This window comes from Blastococcus sp. SYSU DS0619 (assembly GCF_054051035.1).
The window spans coordinates 417,834-435,678 of the sequence record NZ_JBJHAM010000002.1 but is presented as its reverse complement, the minus strand read 5'-3'; the positions used below and the strand labels follow the sequence as shown (position 1 = coordinate 435,678).

At 75.8% G+C, this 17,845-nt stretch carries 19 protein-coding genes; 12 read left to right on the top strand and 7 right to left on the bottom strand.

Annotated elements, in window-relative coordinates:
• Positions 1-91: 91 nt before the first annotated feature.
• On the top strand, positions 92-625 hold the full coding sequence (locus ACI79T_RS04670; RefSeq protein ID WP_456608880.1) for an FABP family protein: 534 nt from the start codon (positions 92-94) through the stop codon (positions 623-625).
• The gene (locus ACI79T_RS04665; protein ID WP_456608879.1) at positions 622-2,364 is read left to right on the top strand and encodes a DUF885 domain-containing protein; all 1,743 of its coding nucleotides are present in this window, start codon (positions 622-624) and stop codon (positions 2,362-2,364) included. Before ACI79T_RS04670 ends, ACI79T_RS04665 begins: the two co-directional genes overlap by 4 nt.
• 45 nt (positions 2,365-2,409) lie before the next feature.
• Here the strand turns inward: ACI79T_RS04665 and ACI79T_RS04660 are convergent, their stop codons facing one another.
• Positions 2,410-3,012, bottom strand: coding sequence for a hypothetical protein (locus ACI79T_RS04660; RefSeq protein ID WP_456608878.1), 603 nt, complete (start codon positions 3,010-3,012; stop codon positions 2,410-2,412).
• 95 nt (positions 3,013-3,107) lie between these two features.
• Between ACI79T_RS04660 and ACI79T_RS04655 the strand changes: the two genes are divergently transcribed.
• Entirely contained in the window at positions 3,108-5,447 is a 2,340-nt protein-coding gene (locus ACI79T_RS04655) for an MMPL family transporter (RefSeq protein WP_456608877.1), read from the top strand.
• A gap of 13 nt (positions 5,448-5,460) precedes the next feature.
• On the top strand, positions 5,461-6,201 hold the full coding sequence (locus ACI79T_RS04650; RefSeq protein WP_456608876.1) for an LmeA family phospholipid-binding protein: 741 nt from the start codon (positions 5,461-5,463) through the stop codon (positions 6,199-6,201).
• Between the two features lie 12 nt (positions 6,202-6,213).
• Here the strand turns inward: ACI79T_RS04650 and ACI79T_RS04645 are convergent, their stop codons facing one another.
• The 3 genes from ACI79T_RS04645 to ACI79T_RS04635 all read right to left on the bottom strand — a co-directional run bounded on the left by ACI79T_RS04645 (position 6,214) and on the right by ACI79T_RS04635 (position 9,729).
• Positions 6,214-6,942 carry a hypothetical protein gene (locus tag ACI79T_RS04645; protein WP_456608875.1) on the bottom strand — a complete coding sequence of 243 codons (729 nt, stop codon included), beginning with the start codon at positions 6,940-6,942 and terminating at the stop codon, positions 6,214-6,216.
• 376 nt (positions 6,943-7,318) lie between these two features.
• The gene (gene nhaA / locus ACI79T_RS04640) at positions 7,319-8,809 is read right to left on the bottom strand and encodes a Na+/H+ antiporter NhaA (protein WP_456608874.1); all 1,491 of its coding nucleotides are present in this window, start codon (positions 8,807-8,809) and stop codon (positions 7,319-7,321) included.
• Positions 8,810-8,880: 71 nt separating this feature from the next.
• The gene (locus tag ACI79T_RS04635) at positions 8,881-9,729 is read right to left on the bottom strand and encodes an aminotransferase class IV (protein ID WP_456608873.1); all 849 of its coding nucleotides are present in this window, start codon (positions 9,727-9,729) and stop codon (positions 8,881-8,883) included.
• A gap of 38 nt (positions 9,730-9,767) precedes the next feature.
• Between ACI79T_RS04635 and ACI79T_RS04630 the strand changes: the two genes are divergently transcribed.
• The 7 genes from ACI79T_RS04630 (at position 9,768) to ACI79T_RS04600 (ending at position 14,764) form a co-directional block, all read left to right on the top strand.
• Positions 9,768-10,226 (top strand): Fur family transcriptional regulator, encoded by a 459-nt coding sequence (locus ACI79T_RS04630; protein ID WP_456608872.1) that lies wholly within the window; start codon positions 9,768-9,770, stop codon positions 10,224-10,226.
• Entirely contained in the window at positions 10,223-11,344 is a 1,122-nt protein-coding gene (gene ygfZ / locus ACI79T_RS04625; RefSeq protein WP_456608871.1) for a CAF17-like 4Fe-4S cluster assembly/insertion protein YgfZ, read from the top strand. The genes ACI79T_RS04630 and ygfZ overlap by 4 nt, the downstream gene beginning before the upstream one ends.
• A gap of 78 nt (positions 11,345-11,422) precedes the next feature.
• Positions 11,423-11,983, top strand: a complete 561-nt coding sequence (locus tag ACI79T_RS04620) for an RsiG family protein (RefSeq protein WP_456608870.1) — start codon at positions 11,423-11,425, stop codon at positions 11,981-11,983.
• A 5-nt stretch (positions 11,984-11,988) separates the two neighbouring features.
• Positions 11,989-12,966 (top strand): asparaginase, encoded by a 978-nt coding sequence (locus ACI79T_RS04615; RefSeq protein ID WP_456608869.1) that lies wholly within the window; start codon positions 11,989-11,991, stop codon positions 12,964-12,966.
• 88 nt (positions 12,967-13,054) lie between these two features.
• Complete coding sequence (locus tag ACI79T_RS04610) at positions 13,055-13,519, top strand: helix-turn-helix domain-containing protein (RefSeq protein ID WP_456608868.1); 465 nt, start codon at positions 13,055-13,057, stop codon at positions 13,517-13,519.
• Between the two features lie 34 nt (positions 13,520-13,553).
• Positions 13,554-14,327 (top strand): hypothetical protein, encoded by a 774-nt coding sequence (locus ACI79T_RS04605; RefSeq protein WP_456608867.1) that lies wholly within the window; start codon positions 13,554-13,556, stop codon positions 14,325-14,327.
• A gap of 149 nt (positions 14,328-14,476) precedes the next feature.
• Positions 14,477-14,764 (top strand): DUF2516 family protein, encoded by a 288-nt coding sequence (locus ACI79T_RS04600; RefSeq protein WP_456608866.1) that lies wholly within the window; start codon positions 14,477-14,479, stop codon positions 14,762-14,764.
• A gap of 25 nt (positions 14,765-14,789) precedes the next feature.
• On the opposite strand, the gene ACI79T_RS04595 is transcribed toward ACI79T_RS04600, so the two are convergent.
• From ACI79T_RS04595 to ACI79T_RS04585, 3 genes are read right to left on the bottom strand one after another with little or no spacing between them, the layout of a single operon-like run.
• Positions 14,790-14,993 carry a PspC domain-containing protein gene (locus ACI79T_RS04595; RefSeq protein ID WP_456608865.1) on the bottom strand — a complete coding sequence of 68 codons (204 nt, stop codon included), beginning with the start codon at positions 14,991-14,993 and terminating at the stop codon, positions 14,790-14,792.
• A 44-nt stretch (positions 14,994-15,037) separates the two neighbouring features.
• Complete coding sequence (locus tag ACI79T_RS04590) at positions 15,038-15,877, bottom strand: spermidine synthase (RefSeq protein ID WP_456608864.1); 840 nt, start codon at positions 15,875-15,877, stop codon at positions 15,038-15,040.
• Complete coding sequence (locus tag ACI79T_RS04585; RefSeq protein ID WP_456608863.1) at positions 15,874-16,743, bottom strand: class I SAM-dependent methyltransferase; 870 nt, start codon at positions 16,741-16,743, stop codon at positions 15,874-15,876. The genes ACI79T_RS04590 and ACI79T_RS04585 overlap by 4 nt, the downstream gene beginning before the upstream one ends.
• A 34-nt stretch (positions 16,744-16,777) precedes the next feature.
• Here ACI79T_RS04585 and ACI79T_RS04580 point away from each other — a divergent pair, with 34 nt between their 5' ends.
• On the top strand, positions 16,778-17,827 hold the full coding sequence (locus ACI79T_RS04580) for a UDP-N-acetylmuramate dehydrogenase (protein WP_456608862.1): 1,050 nt from the start codon (positions 16,778-16,780) through the stop codon (positions 17,825-17,827).
• The last annotated feature ends 18 nt before the right edge of the window (positions 17,828-17,845 follow it).

Here is a 17,845-nt window from a genome sequence, read left to right as displayed (position 1 = left end):
CCTGGATCCTGGTCACCCTGACGGCGCTGTCCGCCCTGGCCCTGGGGTACGGCGCGGTCCGCCTGTCCCGCCGTCCCGAGGGGGCCCGGCGATGAGCGGGGAGACCGAGCTGCCGGTGCCCGACACCGCCGACGTCCGCAGCGGCCCGGAGGTCTCCGAGGAGATCCTCTCGGTGCTGCCCCTGCTGGGGGAGTGGCACGGCGAGGGACAGGCGGCCGGCTCCGGCGGTGACCACCGTTTCGGCCAGTGGATCCGGTTCAGCCACGACGGGCGGGGCTTCCTCGCCTACGAGTCCCGCACCTGGCGGCTCACCGACGACGGGGCGATCGTCGGTCCCGACGTCCGGGAGTCCGGCTTCTGGCGGCCCCGCGGGAACGACGACGTGGAGCTGCTGGTGGCCGGCCCCGAGGGGCTGGTGGAGATCTACGTCGGGACGGCGCGCACCACGACGAGCTGGGAGCTGACCAGCGACGTGGTGGCCCGCACCCCCGACGCGCCGGAGGTGACCCGGGCGGTGCGGCTCTACGGCATCGTCGAGGGTGCGCTGATGTACGCCATCGACCGGGCCGTCGGCGAGCAGCCGCTGCGCCCGACGATGTCGGCCCGGCTGGAGCGGCTGCGGTGAGCGCTCCGCAGCCACCCGCCCACCCCACCTCTCCGCAGTCACCCGCCCACCCCGCCACCCCGCGCGCGGTCGCCGACCGCTACGTCGACGCCGTCTGCGACCTCGACCCGATCGTGGCGACGTCGCTGGGCACCCGCCCCGGCGACGACCGGCTGCCCGACTACGGCCCGGCGGGGCTCGAGGCCGACGCGGCCCTCGCCCGCACCACGCTCGCCGAGCTGGACGGGGTGCTGGCGGCCGACCCCTCGCTCGACGACGACCCGGTGGAGCGCCGCTGCGCCCGGCTGCTCCGGGAACGGCTCGGCGCCGAGCTCGCCGGGCATGCGGCGGGCGAGGGCTACCGGTCGCTGAACAACCTGTTCAGCCCGCTGCACTCCGTCCGGCAGGTCTTCATGCTCATGCCGTCGGCGACCGAGCAGGACTGGTCCGTCCTGGCCCGCCGGCTGGCCCGGGTGCCCGAGGCCTACCGGGGGTACCGTGACACCCTCGCCGAGGGTGCGCGCCGCGGCCTGCTGGTGGCGCCCCGGCAGGTGCGCACCGTCGTCGCCCAGCTCGACGAGTGGCTCGCCGGCCCCTTCTTCACGACGTTCGTGGCCACCGGGCCGGCTGCGCTGCGGGACGAGCTCGCCGCCGCCGCCCGCGCCGCCGACGGTGCCGTGGCGGAGGTGCGGGACTTCCTGCGCGACGAGTACGCGCCGCGGACGGAGGGGACACCGGACGCGGTCGGCCGGGAGCGGTACGCCGTGGCCGCGCGCCGCTGGACCGGATCGGACCTGGGCGCCGGGCAGGGGCTGGAGGAGGCCTACGCCTGGGGCTGGGCCGAGCACCGCCGGATCCTCGCCGAGCAGCGGCTCGAGGCCGAGCGGGTGCGCCCCGGCGCGACGCCGCTGGAGGCGATGCGCTGGCTGTCGCTGAACGGCCCGGCGGTCGAGGGCGCCGAGGCGATCCGCGAGCGGCTGCAGGCGATGATGGACGAGGCGATCGCGGCGCTGGACGGCACGCACTTCGACCTGGCAGAGCCGGTCAAGCGGGTGGAGGCGATGATCGCGCCGCCCGGGAGCGCGGCGGCGCCGTACTACACCCGGCCGGCGCAGGACTTCTCCCGGCCGGGCCGTACCTGGCTGCCCACCCTGGGACGCACCCGTTTCCCGCTCTGGGACCTGGTCTCCATCTGGTACCACGAGGGTGTCCCGGGCCACCACCTGCAGCTGGCCCAGTGGGCGCTCGTCTCCGGGGAGCTCTCGACCTACCAGACGTCGCTGGGCTCGGTCGGCGCGAACGTCGAGGGCTGGGCGCTGTACGCCGAGCGGCTGATGGACGAGCTGGGCTACTTCGCCGATCCGGCGGAGCGGCTGGGCTTCCTCGACGCGCAGCAGCTGCGCTCGGTGCGGGTGGTCATCGACATCGGCATGCACCTGGGGCTGCCGGTGCCCGACGACGCCGACGGCGTGCTGGCCGGGCACCGCGGGCAGCCGTGGACGCCGGAGCTCGCCCGTGCCTTCCTCGGCGAGCACTCCGGCGCCGACGTCGCCTTCCTCGACAGCGAGCTGGTGCGCTACCTCGGCATGCCGGGGCAGGCGATCAGCTACAAGCTCGGTGAGCGCGCCTGGCGGGAGGGCCGGGCCGCGGCCGAGCAGGCCCGGGGCGCCGGCTTCGACCTCAAGGCCTGGCACATGGCCGCGCTGTCCCAGGGGTCGCTGGGCCTCGACGACCTGGCGGCCGAGCTGGCGCAGCTCTGAGCGCCCGGGTCCGAGCGCCGCGGTCCGACGGCGCGGACCGGTAGGTCAGTCGGACGGGGCGGTCGTCGTGGACGACCCGGAGGGCTCGGTCGTGGCGGAGGGGTCGGCCGTGCCGGAGGGCTCAGTGGTCGTCGTCGACGACAGGTCGTCCGGCAGCGTGGTGTCGGTCTCGCAGCCGTCCAGGTCGTCGCGCAGCCGCGCCTCCAGCGGCTGGAGCTCCCGGATCGACTGGTTCAGGCCGGAGATGTCCAGACCCGCCGCGGCATCGCCCAGGTCGCCGATGACGTCGACCAGGTCGCTGGTCCCGTTCACGACGCGCAGGCAGGCCTCGTTCACGGTGATCTCGGCGCTGGCCCCCGGGCCCTCGCCGTCACCGCCCGGCTCGGACGTCCCGGTGGCCGCGGTCGGGGACCCGGCGGCCGGGGTGGGCGCCGGCGGGTCCTCGCGGAGCAGCCCGAGGAGGATCGCGCCCGCGAACAGGCCGATGACGAAGGCCGGGGCGACCAGCCACCAGGTCTTCGGCGTGCTCCGCCGGGCGCCGGGCTCCGCGCGGTCGGCGTCGGGTCGGTCGCCGTGCACAGCGGGTCCGGTGGCAGCAGCCGGTGCTGCCGAGGCGCCGGCCGTGGGCTCGGTGCGGTCCTCGGGCATGGGGGGAGGTCCTTCCGCCTGCGGTGGGTCTCGGTTCGCCCTACCCTCCTCCCACCACCGGTAGTCGGTGCCGGTCGGAGGCTGGGGAGGCCGTGTTGACTGCACGGTCGGCGGCGCAGGCCGCGCTGCGGGGGCCGGTCCGGGGCCTGTCCGCCGCCGGCCGGGGTCTGTCGGCGGCCGGCCGGGGCTTCCGGTCCGCCGTGGTGGCCGGCCGGTGGGTCGTCATGGGTCTCTGGATCGCCGCCGCGATCGCCGCCGTGCTGCTGCCGACGCCGTCGGGCGGCGGGGGCAGCAACAACTTCGGCGGCCTGCTGCCCCCCGGCAGCGAGGCGGTCCAGGTGCAGCAGCGCTCCCTCGCGGAGTTCCGCGTCCCGGTGCTGTCCCAGACGGCGGTCGTCGTCCACGATCCCGGCGGGCTCAGCGCGCTCACCCGGGCCGACGTCGCCCTGTGGGCGCTGCAGCACACCCAGGCGACCCTCCGGAGCGAGGCTCCCACCGCCGACGGGAACATCGTGGCCGCGGTACCGCTGCCCACGAACACACCCGAGACCGTGGTCACCTACCTGTACACGACCGGTGGCACGTCGCTGGTCGACGGCACGGCGCTGGCCCGCCAGTACGCGCAGCACTTCCGCAACCAGGCGGACGTGCAGACCTACGTGACCGGCATGACCCCCGCCCGGGTGCAGCAGGCCGAGCACCTCGAGGCGCGACTGCACCTGTTCGAAGTGGCGACCCTCGTGCTCATCGCCGTCGTCGTCGGGCTCACGTTCCGGTCGGTCGTGGCGCCCCTGGTCGTGCTGGCCGCCGCCGGGATCGGCTACCTGCTGGCGACCCACCTGCTGGCCAGGGCGGCCGCGGCCTTCGGCTTCGCGCTGCCCGACCAGCTCCAGCCGCTCACCGCCGCGCTGCTGATCGGCGTGGTCACCGACTACTGCGTGCTGTTCTTCTCCGGCATGCGCCGGCACCTGGACGCCGGGATGGCGCCGCACGAGGCCGCCCGGCGCACCGTGACCACCGACGGCCCGATCGTGGCGGTCGCCGGCATCACCGTCGCGGCGGGGACCGCGGCCCTGCTGGTGGCCGACTTCGAGCTGTTCCGGGCGTTCGGGCCCGCGCTGTCGCTCACCGTCGTGGTGGGTGTCGTGGTGTCGCTGACCCTGGTCCCCGCGGTGATCGCCGTCCTGGGGCCGTGGTTGTTCTTCCCGTCGGGGGTGGGCCGGGGTGGCGCGCTGGACCGCCGCGCCGGGCGGGGCGCCCGGTGGATGGCGCGGACCACCTCGTCCCGCCGCGGGGCCTGGGTCGCCGTCCTCCTCGGTCTGGGCGTCCTCGTCCCGGCGGCCCTGCCGGTGGCGGACCTCCGGCTGGACCTGTCGTTCGTCTCCGGGCTGCCCTCCGACGACCCGGTGCGTGAGGGCGCGGAGATCCTCGACGACGCCGGCGTCCGCGGGGTGGTGGCGCCCACCGAGGTGCTCGTGGAGGCCCCCGGCGTCGCGGGCCAGCGCGCCGCGCTGGAGCGCTTCCAGGGGCTGCTGGCGACCCAGCCGGGGGTGGCCCAGGTGCTCGGTGCCGCCCAGAACCCGCTGCCCGAGGAGTTCGGCATCGTGTTCTCGGCCGACGGCGACCTCGCCCGGTTCGTGGTGATCCTGGACAGCGACCCGCTGGCGGCCGACGCCATCGACGACCTGGAGCTGCTGCAGGACCGCCTGCCCGGCCTGCTGGAGCAGGCCGGCGTGCAGGACGCGACGGTGGGGGTGGCCGGGCAGACGGCGGTCGCCGCGGAGCTGGCGCTGATCACGCAGGAGAACCTCCGGCGCACCATGCTGGCGGCGCTGATCGTGGAGTTCGTCATCCTGGCGCTCTTCCTGCGGGCGCTGCTGGCCCCCTTGCTGCTGCTGGCGACCAGCGCGCTGGGGGTGGCCGCCGCCCTCGGGATATCGGTCCTGGTGTTCCAGGGCCTCCTCGACGACCCGGGCCTGACCTTCTACGTGCCGTTCACCACCGCCGTGCTGCTGCTCGCGCTCGGCTCCGACTACAACGTGTTCGCCGTCGGGTCCATCTGGGACGAGGCCTCCCGCCGGCCGTTGCGCGAGGCGATCGCGGTGGCGATGCCGGCCACCGCACGCGCCATCAGCGCCGCGGGGGTGATCCTGGCGGCCACCTTCGCCATGGTGGCGATCATCCCGCTCGACAGCTTCCGCCAGGTGGCGTTCATCATGGCCCTGGGCCTGCTGATCGACACCTTCCTCATCCGGCCGGTGATCACCCCCGCCGTCCTGACGCTGCTCGGCCGCGCGGCCGGCTGGCCCAGCGGGCGTATCCGGACCTCCGGCGGCACGCTGGACGCGGCGGAGCAGGACGCCCTGCTGGAGCAGCGCGACGCCGGGACCGAGTCGGCACGGCAGCCCGCGGCCGCCGCTGGACCGCGCGCATGAGAGGAGCGGGCGGATGAGGGCACCGGGCCCGGGCAGGTGGCCGGGACGCCGGGACGTGCGGATCGCCGTCGGCCTGCTGCTGGGCACCGTCCTGCTGCTGTGGGGGGCCGACCTGCTGGCCCGCCGGGCGGCCGAGGGGGTCGTCGCCCAGGCGCTCCAGGAGCAGACGGGGACGCTCGAGGAGCCGGAGGTGACCGTGCGTGGTGCCCTCTTCCTCCCGCAGGTCCTCCGCGGTCGCTACGGCGAGGTGGAGATCTCGATGCGCGGGGTGACCTCCGGTCCGCTGCGGATCGAGTCCGTCGACGCCCGGCTCGAGGACGTCTACCTGTCCTTCCACGACCTGCTGCGCGGCGACGCCGACCGGCTGCTGATCACCGGCAGCCAGGCGGAGGCGCTGCTGAGCTACGACGACCTCAACCGGTACCTCGAGCTGAGCGGCCGCACGCTCACGCTCGACGCGGCCGATCCGGGGGAGCTGCGGGTGGTCGGCTCGGCCGACGTGCTCGGCAGCACCGTCGAGGCCTCCGCCGACGTCGACCTCGGCGCGGACGACGGCGCCCTGGTGGTCGAGCCCAGGGAGCTGGCCGGGGTCCCCGGCCTCGGCCGGGTGAGCGAGCTGCTGCTCGGTGAGCGCTTCACCTTCCGGGTTCCGCTGGACCCGCTGCCCTTCGCCCAGCGGATCACCGGGATCGAGCCGACCGACGCCGGCGTGCTCGTCGACGTCGCCGGGGACTGGGTGCTCATAGAGCCCTGAGCCGCGCCCGGCTCAGCCGCGGGGCGGCACGGGGTTGACCGGGTCGTCGGCGTGGCCGACCCGGTCGGCCGCCGCGGCGGGCACGACCTCCAGGCCGGGGGTGGCCATCAGGTCGGCGATGCAGGCCGGGCTGCCCCCGACGTAGGTGCACATCAGGTCGATGTCGGTGGTCACCAGCCAGGCGCGATCGGCCGGCCACCACAGGTTGGCGCTCTGCTCCGACGGTTCCGGCGCCAGGTTGCGGGCCGCATCGGCCGGCTCGCCCCGCACGAGCACGACGTCGCGCGCCTCCGGCAGCGGCAGCGTCGGCAGCCCGCGCACGGCGTCCGCGTCGCTGCCCGTCCAGCGGCCGAGCAGGCAGTCCCCGGGTGAGGTCGTGTGCCGGGCGAGCACGGCGGCCATGCGGGCGGCGACCGTGGTGGGCAGGTGCCCCTCGGCGGGAGCGCCGTCCCAGGTGGGCGGCTGGCTGTCCTCCTGCAGGTACTCCCAGCCGCCGGTGACCGCCGGCCACTGCATCAGCGGGTGGGCGACGGTGCCGTTGAGGGCGGCGACGGCGGACCAGGGGATCTCGACGTCGTCGTCGCCGTCGTAGCGGTAGGCGGGGTGCAGCACCCGCGCGTAGGCGGGGAAGACGGGCGGCACGAGCGATGCGACGGTGCCCCGGTGCTGGCGGGCCACCGACTCGGCGACCCAGCCGCCCACCGAGACGTCGGTCTCGACGGGGAGGCCGCCGAGCTGCACGCGGACCTCCCGGGGGAACGGACAACCCCCGGGCTGCTCCGCGGCGCCTCCCAGGGGGAGCAGCACGCGGGCCGACTGGACAAATGTCGGCGGCCCGGGGGTCGGGTGACTGTCCGGTTCTCGCTCGCCGCCGTGCGACGGACGGGCGATCATGCCGTCGTTCGGATTCCCATCCGAACGGGCGGCCCATCTGGACGGCGGCTAGCGGACAGCCACCTCACGAGTCCTGTAGCTCAGCAAGTTACGGACCACCTCCTCTCTCGTGTGCCATGACGGTACGACCGGGAGATCGGGGCCTGCAACAGATTTCGTCAGCTCTGAGCGAACGCGCTGGACGACGACGTGCTCCGGCCGGCGCCGGGCGCGTCGGCGTCGCTCAGGAGTCGGGCCCGATCGTGCGTCCCGGGGGACGGGTGCCCTCCCAGTCCGGCTGGTGGTCGGCCTCGTCGTCCACGGTCTCGTAGGCGGGAGGGGGCGCGTCGTCCTCGTCCCCGAGCGGGGCCTCGCCGAAGGTGTGGCCCGGGGGCGTCGCGCCCTCCCAGTCCGGCTGGTGCTCGGCGCGGTCGTCGACGGTGTCCCAGGCGTCCGGGACGCCGTCCTGGTCGATGTCACGGCTCTCCGCCGCGTACATCTGCTTGTAGCGGCGGTTCCGCAGCCGCAGGATGACCCCGGCGAGCACGGCGGCGAGCAGCGTGCCGAAGAGGATGCCGACCTTGGCGTGCTCGTAGCTCTCGCTCTCCGCGCCGTAGGCGAGCTCGGTGATCAGCAACGACACCGTGAAGCCCATGCCGCCGAGCAGCGCCAGCCCCACCACATCGGGCCAGCCCAGGTTCTCGTCGAGCTGCGCACGGGTGAAGCGGGAGATCAGCCAGGTGGCGCCGGTGATGCCGATCGCCTTGCCGGCCACCAGGCCGACCATGATGCCGACGGCGATGCTGTCGCCGAGCGACTCCCCCAGACCGGAGAGCCCGCCGACGGCCACGCCGGCGGAGAAGAACGCGAACACCGGGACGGCGACGCCCGCCGACAGCGGTCGGATGCGGTGCTCGAAGTGCTCGGCGAGCCCCGGTCCGGCGTCCGGTCCACCGGCCGCGTCGCTGCGGACGACCGGCACGGTGAAGGCCAGCAGCACGCCGGCGACCGTGGCGTGCACGCCCGACTCGTGCATCAGGACCCAGGTGACCGCCGCCAGCGGCAGCAGCAGCCACCAGGAGCGGATCCGCTTCTGCACGAGGAAGCCGAAGATCGCCAGCGGCACCAGGGAGAGCAGCAGGGCCGGGACGACGAGCTCGGCGGTGTAGAAGATCGCGATGACGACGATGGCCAGGAGGTCGTCGACGACGGCGAGGGTCAGCAGGAAGGTGCGCAGCGCGCTGGGCAGGTGGGTGCTGATCACCGCGAGGACGGCGAGCGCGAACGCGATGTCGGTGGCCGACGGGATCGCCCAGCCCCGCAGCGCACCCTCGGGTCCCCCCAGGTTGAACAGGACGAAGAACAGGGCGGGCACCGCCATCCCGCCGACCGCGGCGGCGATCGGCAGCGCCGCGCGGCGCGGATCGCGCAGGTCGCCGGCCACGAACTCACGCTTGAGCTCCAGGCCGGCGACGAAGAAGAAGATCGCCAGCAGGCCGTCGGCCGCCCACGTGCCCAGCGTCAGGTCCAGGTGCAGGGCGGCCGGTCCGACGCGGGTGTCGCGCAGGGCCTCGTAGGACTCCGCCCAGGGCGAGTTCGCCCAGATCAGCGCGATCGCCGCGCCCATCAGCAGCAGGGCGCCCCCGACGGTCTCCTTGCGGAGGACCGAGGTGACCCGCTGGGCTTCGGCCCAGGATCCGCGACCGAGGAGGCGGGTGGAGGGGGGAGAGGTCACAGAAGGGCTCCGGGGATAGGGGTCGACGAAGAGATTGCCGACCAGACTTCCCGGCACACCTGGTGATCACGCTACCTGGCGAGGAGTTCCCTGACCCGCAGGGACAGCCCGGCGTCCCCGCGGCGGACGCCGTCGATCGTGTGGACGGTCGCCGCGCCGCGCACGCCGGAGAGCAGCCAGACGGCGTCGGCGGCGTGCAGGTCCGCGACCGTGCCGGCCGTGGTGGCCGTGGGCCAGCCGTCGGCCTCGGCGTGGGCGAACAGCCGGGCCTGGGTGGTGCCGGCGAGGATGCCGGTGTCCACCGGCGGCGTGTGCAGGGTGCCCCCGGCGGCCCACACCACGGTCGAGGTGGGCCCCTCCAGGAGCAGGCCCTCCAGGCTGGTGAGGACGACGTCGTCGGCGCCGAGGTCGTGCGCGTGCCGCACCGCTGCCATGTTGACCGCGTAGGAGAGGGTCTTCGCGCCGCCGAGCAGCCACGGCGCCCGGGCCCGGAAGTCGGCGGGCACGCCGAGCCCGAGGCTCACCACCGACAGGCCCTCGGCCCGCTGCCGGAGCGTCTCCGCCGGCACGGGGGCGAGGAGGGCGAGCGCGGTCGGCGGGGCGCCGTCGCCCGGCCCGCGCGTCAGGAAGAGGCGGCACACCCCCTGGACCGCGGCGTCCCAGCCGGACAGCACCGTGGCGACCAGCGCCGACCAGACGGCGTCCCCGGGGTGGGGCAGGCCGAGGAGGGTGGCGGAGCGGGCCAGCCGGGCCAGGTGCGCGTCCAGGTGCGGGGTGCGCCCGGCGACGACGGCGACGGACTCGAAGACGCCGTCCCCGCGGCCGAGGCCCTGGTCGAAGGCGCCGACCACCGGTCCGCCGGCGGGGACCGCCACCGCCGCGCCGTCCCGCCAGACCGCCACCCTGCGCTGCTCCGTCACGCGACCAGCCTGCCGCACCCCCGGCATAGGCTCACCCCATGGGCCCGGACGACGTCGCCGCGCCGCTCGCCGAGCAGCTGCGGGCCCGCGGCCTGCGGCTGACCCCGCAGCGCGCGCGGGTGCTGGCCGCGGTGGCGGCGCTGGCGCACGCCACCCCGGAGGCGATCGGCGCACGGTTGCGCGAGGAGGCCGGCCCGGGCGGCAGCGCCCCGGACACCTCGACGGTCTACCGCACGCTCGAGCTGCTCGAGCGGCTCGGCCTGGTGTGGCACACCCACCTGGGGCGGGGGGCTCCGGTCTACCACGCCGCCGAGCGGCCGCACCTGCACGTGGTCTGCAACTCCTGCGGGGAGATCGCGTCGGCGGCGCCGGACCTGCTCGACGAGGCGGCGGAACGTCTGGCGGCCGACCTCGGTTTCACCGTCGACGTCGGTCACGTCGCCCTCTCGGGGACGTGCCGCGCCTGCCGAGAACGAGCCGGAACGGAGTCGACATGACCACGCCCTCGCCCCTGCTGTCCCGACCGGGGGCGGTGCCCGTCGAGGTCGCGCCCGACGCGGCCCGCTCCGTCGCCGTCCACTACGGCGACCCGCTGCGGGAGCAGCGGGTGCTGGCCGACGGCGCCGGCCTGGTGGACCGCAGCGACCGCGACGTGCTGGTGGTGCCCGGTGCCGACCGGCTGACCTGGCTGCACAGCATCACCAGCCAGCACTTCGAGCGGCTGGGCGACGCCACGGGCAGCGAGGCGCTGGTCCTGAGCCCGAACGGGCACGTGGAGCACCACCTGGTGGTCACCGAGCTGGGCGGCACCACGTGGGCCGACGTCGAGCCGGGCACCGGCGCGGCGCTGCACGCCTACCTGGAGCGGATGCGGTTCATGCTCCGCGTGGAGCCGCAGCTGGTCACCGACGCGTGGGCGCTGCTCTCCGTCGTCGGGCCGCAGGGCCCGGCGGTGCTCGCGGCAGCGGAGCTGCCGGTGCCCGGGACCACCTACGCCGTCGCGGCCGCCGACGGGGGCTGGGTGCGGCGGATGCCCGCGGTCGGGGACGGCACGGCGCCGGTGTTCGACCTCCTGGTGCCGCGGGCCGACGTCGGGGCGGTCGCCGACCGCCTGCTGGCCGCCGGGGCGCGGCTGAGCGGGCTGTCGGCGTACGAGGCGCTGCGCGTGGAGGCCCGGCGGCCGCGCTTCGGGATCGACAACGACCACCGCACCATCCCCAACGAGCTCGAGTGGCTCAGCACCGCCGTGCACCTGGAGAAGGGCTGCTACCGCGGGCAGGAGACCGTCGCCCGCGTGCACAACCTCGGGCGTCCGCCCCGCCGGCTGGTGCTGCTGCACCTCGACGGCGTCAGCGAGGACCTCGCGGCGCCCGGCGAGCCGGTCCTGGCCGGCACCCGCACGGTCGGCCGCGTGGGCAGCGTCGTCCGCCACCACGAGCTCGGGGTGGTCGCCCTGGCGCTGGTGAAGCAGTCGGTGGCCCAGGACGCCGCGCTCACCGTGGGGGGATCGACGGCGGCCATCGACCCCGGGGACGCCCCGCCGGCGCTCGACGACACCCAGGCCGCGGCGCGTGACCGCGTGCGGGCGGTCCGGGGTGGGACGATCGCGCCGTGACCCCGCTGCCCCGCGGCGTCCACCGATGACCACCGCCGATGCCCGCGTGCCGGGCGCTCCGTCCCGAGAGGTCGCCCCGTGAGCCCGAAGCCGTCCCCCGCCGGGGGTGCCGCCGTCGACGCGCTGCTGGATCCGTCGTTCCTGGAGGACGCGGTCCAGCGGCCCATGGCCGAGGTGCGGCGGCTGCGCCGCGAGGCGGAGCAGCAGGAGGTCAACCTCTCCTACACCCGGCGGCTGCTCCAGGGCCGCCTGGACATCGTCCGGCGCGAGCTCCAGCGGCGCGCCGAGCACGACGGGCGGTCGCTGGTCGACCTCCTGCCGGAGATCCTCGCGGAGAAGGGCCGGGGCCCCGCGCACGGCCTGGGCCGGCACCAGACGGTGCAGCCGGCCAGCCCGGAGGAGTACGAGACCTGGGTGAACTCGCTGACCCCGGGCGCCGACCTGTCGGCGATCACCGAGCTCTCCGACGCCAAGCTCGAGACGGCGGCGCGGTCGCTCGCCGAGGCGGAGAAGGGTCTGTCGGAGCGCCGGCGCGGCGTGCAGCAGGTCATGGACGGGCTGGCCGCGGAGCTGGGCCGCCGGTACCGCGACGGGGAGGCCGACGTCGCCGCCCTGCTCGCCGACGAGGGACGGCACTGAACGAGGTGGGCGCGGCCGGCTCCTGGCCGGACGCCCCCGTCCTGGTCGAGGTCCGCCGCTCCGGCTTCCTGGAGTCCGTGCACCGCGGAGCGCTGGTGGTGCTGGGCCCCGACGGCGACGTGCGGTTCGCGGCGGGCGACGTCACCCGGCCGGTGCTGCCGCGCTCGGCGAACAAGCCGGTGCAGGCGACCGCGCTGCTCGCGGCGGGCTGGGCGCCGCGCTCCGGTGCCGAGCTGGCCATCGGCGCCGGCTCGCACAACGGCGAGGACGGGCACCGGGAGCTGGCCGCGGCGATGCTCGCGGCTGCCGGCCTGGGCCCCGACGACCTGGGCTGCCCCCCGGCCCTGCCCCAGCACGAGGCGACGAGGGCCGGCTGGCTGGTGGCCGGGCGCGCGCCCGACCGGCTGGCGATGAACTGCTCCGGCAAGCACGCCGCGATGCTGTCGGCGTGCGTGGCGGCGGGGTGGCCGACCGCGGGGTACCTCGAGCGCGCCCACCCGCTGCAGCAGGCGATCGAGGCCCGGCTGGGCGAGGCGGCCGGGGAGCCGGTCGCGGCGGTCGTGGTCGACGGCTGCGGGGCTCCGCAGCACGCGCTGTCGCTCACCGGCCTGGCCCGCGGGGTGCTCTCCCTGGTGCAGGCTCCGGAGGGCTCGCCGGACCGGGCCGTCGCCGACGCCGTGCGGGCGCACCCGTGGTTCGTGGCGGGGACCGGCCGGGAGGACACCGAGCTGATGGGTGCGGTGCCCGGCCTGTTGGTGAAGGGCGGCGCCGACGGCGTCCACGTGGCGGCCCTGCCCGGTGGGGGAGCGGTGGCGCTGAAGCTCGACGACGGCGGCGACCGCGGCCGGACGCCGGCGCTCACCGCGGGGCTGCGCCGGCTCGGCGTGCCGGCGGAGGTGCTTGCTCCCTGGGCCCGTCCGCCCGTGCCGGGCGGGGACGGGGTCGTCGGCGAGGTCCGTGCGTCGGCGGCGCTCGAGGCCTGAGCTGCGGCATCGCCGTGTGAGCGGGTTCACGCTCGGGTGCTAACTCCTCCGCTTGCAAGAGCTAGCACCGGGGGTTAGCGTCGTACATGTGCAGACACCCGGTGACTTCGTCCGTGACCAGGTGACGACCGTGCGGTCGACGGTGGACCGGGTCACCGGCAGCGTGGCCGACACGGTCGCCGACGCGCCCAGCGTCTCGTCGGTCAGCTCCTCCGTGGGCGAGTACATCCGGGAGCAGCGCAGCGCTGCGCGCGTCTCGCTGCGCGAGCTGGCCCGCACCGCCGGCGTCAGCAACCCCTACCTGTCCCAGGTGGAGCGCGGGCTGCGCAAGCCGTCGGCGGAGATCCTCGCGTCGATCGCCCGGGGCCTGAAGATCTCCGCCGAGACGCTGTACGAGCACGCGGGGATCCTCGACCGGCGCACCGGGAACCCGGACACCGTGGCGGCGATCCGCAACGACGACGCGCTCTCCGAGCGGCACAAGGCCGTCCTGCTCGAGCTCTACGAGACCTACGTCCGCGAGCACCGGGCCGCTCCCCCGGCCGCCGGCTGAACGTCCCCCCACCCCCCACTCCGAAGGAGTCGGCATGACCACCACCCAGACCCCGAAGCAGTACGGCGAGTTCGCCGTCGCCCAGGGCCGCACCCTCGCCGAGCAGGCCCGCACCCCGCTGCTGGCCTTCGTCGGCGCCGGTGACCTGGCCGTCGAGCGGGCCCGCACCGCCGTCGCCTCGTTCCGCTCCAAGGCCGAGTCGCTGCCCGGCGAGGCCCAGGTCCAGGCCGACCTGGCCGTCAAGGAGGCCCGCACCCGGGCCACCGAGGCGGTCGGCACCGCCCGCACCACCGCCCAGCAGCTGGCCACCGCCGTCCGCCCCGAGGTGCTGCGCAGCACCGTCGTCGGGCTGGTCGAGACGGCCCGCAGCCAGGCCCTCACCACCGTCGAGACGCTGGCCGAGCGTGGCGCCGAGGTCGTCGAGGACCTGCGCCGCCAGCCCGGCGTCCGCCGGGTCGTCCGCCGCGCCGAGCAGGCCGTCGACAGCGTCGAGGACACCCTCGAGGACGTGCTCGAGGACTCCGCGGAGGCCGTGGTCGAGGCCTCCAACGAGGTGACGTCCGTGGCGCAGAAGACCGCCGCCAAGGCCACCAAGGTGGCGGCCAAGGCCGAGGACGCGCTCGAGGACGCCGCTGACGCCACCAAGGACGTCGCCGACGAGGCGGTCGCGGAGCCGAAGGCCAAGACCCCCGGCAAGAAGAGCAGCGCCGCCCGCAAGTCGCCGGCCAAGGCGACCTCGGCGCGCGTGACCCGGGCCCGGACCGCCAAGCCGGCGGACCCGACCGCGGTGCCCGCGAAGAAGAGCTGACGTCCCCCGGACGTCGGACCACCGACCAGGGCCCCGGAGCTGCCACCAGCGCTCCGGGGCCCTGTCGCGTCCGCGACCGCCCACCCCGTCCGGGCGAGTCGTCCCGCGCGGGGCCCCGAGCAGCCCCCGGGCGCGGGTAGGCTCGCCGCATGGGCTTGTTCGACGGATGGCTGCTGCTCATCCTGTACTGGGCGTCCCTCGGGCTGACCGCCTGGGCCTTCGTCGATGCCCTCGTCCGGCCGGCCCACATGTACGTCGCGGCCGGCAAGCTGACCAAGCCCGGCTGGGCCGCGATCACCGGGCTGGCCCTGCTGATCATCTTCTGGCAGAAGACGCCGATGTCGCTGCTCGGACTCCCCGCGGTGATCGCCGCGATCGTCTACCTGGTCGACGTGCGCCCGGCGGTCCGCGGCCTCAGCAGCGGCAACAGCTGGTAGCCGCGCTCTCCGCCGCCGGCCGGGCTCAGCGCTGCTCGTCGGCCGGGATCAGGATCCAGAGCAGCAGGTAGGCGACGAACTGCGGGCCGGGGAGCACGCAGGAGAGCAGGAAGGCCACGCGCAGACCGCCGCGCGAGAGCCCGAAGCGACGGGCGATCCCGGCGCAGACGCCGGCGACCATCTTGTGGCGGGTGTCCCGGCGCAGCCGGTACGAAGCAGGCATCGTCATGCACTCAGCCTAGGGGCCGACCGGTGCCCGCGTCGTGGTTCCGATCAGCGGCCGAACACGCCGGCGGGTGGCTCGGGCGAGGGCTGCGCCTCGGCGTCGGGGACCGGCCGGGCATTCCCCGTGAAGCGGTCCAGGTCCGCGCCGTCGACCACGCGCGACGGCATCGGGTCGCGCGCGCAGGCGCGGCTGAGGTCGGCCAGCGGCAGCTCGACGTCGGAGGCGACCGCGACCAGGTTGCCGAACCGGCGGCCGCGGAGGGTCCCGGGCTCGGCCAGCAGGCAGACGTGCCGGAAGGCGGTGCGCAGGGTGGCGACCTGCCCGCGGGCGAAGCGCAGCGGCGGACCGTCGGCGACGTTCGCGACGGCGGTGCCGCCCGGGCGCAGCACGCGCGCGACCTCCGCGGCGAACTCCGCCGTGGTGAGGTGCGCGGGGGTGCGTGCGCCGGCGAAGACGTCGGTGACGACGACGTCGGCGCTCGCCGAGCGCATCGTCGCCAGCGCCTCCCGGGCATCGGCGGCGCGGACCCGCACCCTGGCGTGCCGCGGGAGGGGCAGGTACTCGCGCACCAGCTCGGTGAGCGGCTCGTCGATCTCGACCACCCGCTGCCGGGAGCCCGGCCGGGTGGTGGCGACGTACCGCGGCAGCGTGAGCGCGCCGCCACCCAGGTGCACGACGTCGAGGGGGGCGCCGGGCTCGCCGGCCAGGTCGAGCACGTGGCCCATCCGGCGGACGTACTCGAACTCCAGGTGCGCGGGGTCGTCGAGGTCGACGTGCGACTGCGGGGTGCCGTTCACCAGGAGCATCCAGGCCCCGTCGCGGTCGGCGTCGCCCAGTAGCTCGGCGGTGCCGCCGGTGACGGGCGTGGGCCCCGGCGGGACCCTCACGCCCGGACCGGCGCGACGGCCGACCAGCGCACGGTCACCTCGCCGTGCCGCCACCGGCGGCTGGAGCCCACCAGCGGCCAGCCCTGCTCGCCCAGCGCCTCCACCGCCGCGGTCCACCGCTGACGGGGGCCGAACGCGCTCATCCCGGCCGCGGCGGCCCAGGCGGCGTCGAAGGCGCGCAGGAAGGCGTGCACCGGCTGCCCCGGCACGTTGTGGTGGATCAGCGCCTTCGGCAGCCGCTCGGCGAGGTCCGACGGCGTCGCGATGTCCGACACCCGGGCGGCCAGCGTGAGGGTGAGCGGGCCATCGGCGTCCAGCGCCACCCACGCGGAGCGTCGTCCCCACTCGTCGCAGGTGCCCTCGACGACCAGCCCGCCCGGCGCCAGCGCTCCGCGCATCGTGTCCCAGGCGTGGGCGGCGGACTCCTCGTCGTACTGGCGCAGCACGTTGAAGGCACGCACCAGGACCGGCTGCAGCCCGGCGAGCTCGAAGCCGCCCACCCGGAAGTCCACCCGGGGCGGGTCCCGGTCGGCCGCCACCGCCGCCACCCGCTCCGGATCGATCTCCAGGCCCACGACCTCCAGGCCGTCGACCTCGGGACCGAGCCGCTCCACGAGCTCGAGGGTGGTGACGGCGGAGGACCCGTAGCCCAGGTCGACGACGAGCGGGCGCGCCGAGTCGCGCAGCCGCGGCACCTGGGTGGCCACCAGCCAGCGGTCGACCCGGCGCAGCCGGTTGGCGTTCGTCGTGCCCCGGGTGGGCAGCCCCAGCGCCCGGGCCCGGCCGGCGGCCAGCCGGGGGGCCTTGCGGGGCTGCTGAGGGGACAGCGAGGCCCGGCGCTTGTGCTCGTTGCCCGCCTCGCTCACCGGTCGGCAGCGTAGTCCCGGCTACCGTCGACCCGTGCAGGTGCGATCCGACGTCCCGCTGGCGGAGCTGACCACCCTCGCCGTCGGCGGTCCCGCCGAGCGGCTGATCGAGGTGGAGACCGCCGCCGAGCTGGTGACGGCGGTGCGCGACGCCGACGAGGCCGGCCGCCCGCTGCTGCTCGTCGGGGGCGGGTCGAACCTGATCGCGCCGGACGAGGGGTGGCCCGGGGACGTCGTCGCCGTCCGCACCCGGGGCATCGTCCGCGAGGGCGACTCGCTCACCGTGCAGGCGGGGGAGGACTGGGACGCCCTCGTCGCGCACACGGTCGTGGACCGGCTGGCCGGCCTGGAGGCGCTGTCCGGCATCCCCGGCTCCACGGGCGCCACGCCGGTGCAGAACGTCGGCGCCTACGGCCAGGAGGTCGCCCAGACGATCACCGCCGTCCGGGTGTACGACCGCGCCGAGAAGGCCGAGCGGACCCTCACCCCGGCCGAGTGCGGGTTCGCCTACCGCGACAGCCGGCTCAAGCGCGAGCCCGGCCGCTTCGTCGTCCTCGACGTGACCTTCGCGCTCGACCCCGGGGAGCTGTCGCGGCCGGTCGGGTACGCGGAGCTGGCCCGGAGCCTCGGCGTCGAGGTCGGGCAGCGGGCGCCGCTGGCCGAGGTCCGCGCCGCCGTCCTGGCGCTGCGCCGGGGCAAGGGGATGGTCTGGGACCGGGCCGATCCCGACAGCCGGAGCGCCGGGTCGTTCTTCACCAACCCGATCGTGCCCGCGGCGCGCGCCGTCGAGGGCTGCCCGAGCTGGCCGGCCGGGGACGGCACGGTGAAGCTCAGCGCCGCCTGGCTGGTGCAGCACGCCGGCTTCGGCCGCGGCACGCGGGACGGCCACGTCGGGACGTCGTCGCGGCACAGCCTGGCGCTGACCACCGAGGACGGCGCCACTGCCGCGGAGCTGCTCGCCTTCGCGGGGAGGATCGTCGCCACCGTCGAGGAGCGGTTCGGCGTCACCCTCGACCGCGAACCCACGACTCCGTCGACCTACCGGACGACACCGCCACCAGCTGCCGTTCCTCCGTTGCGCTGAGCCGCTGAGTCGCGCCTG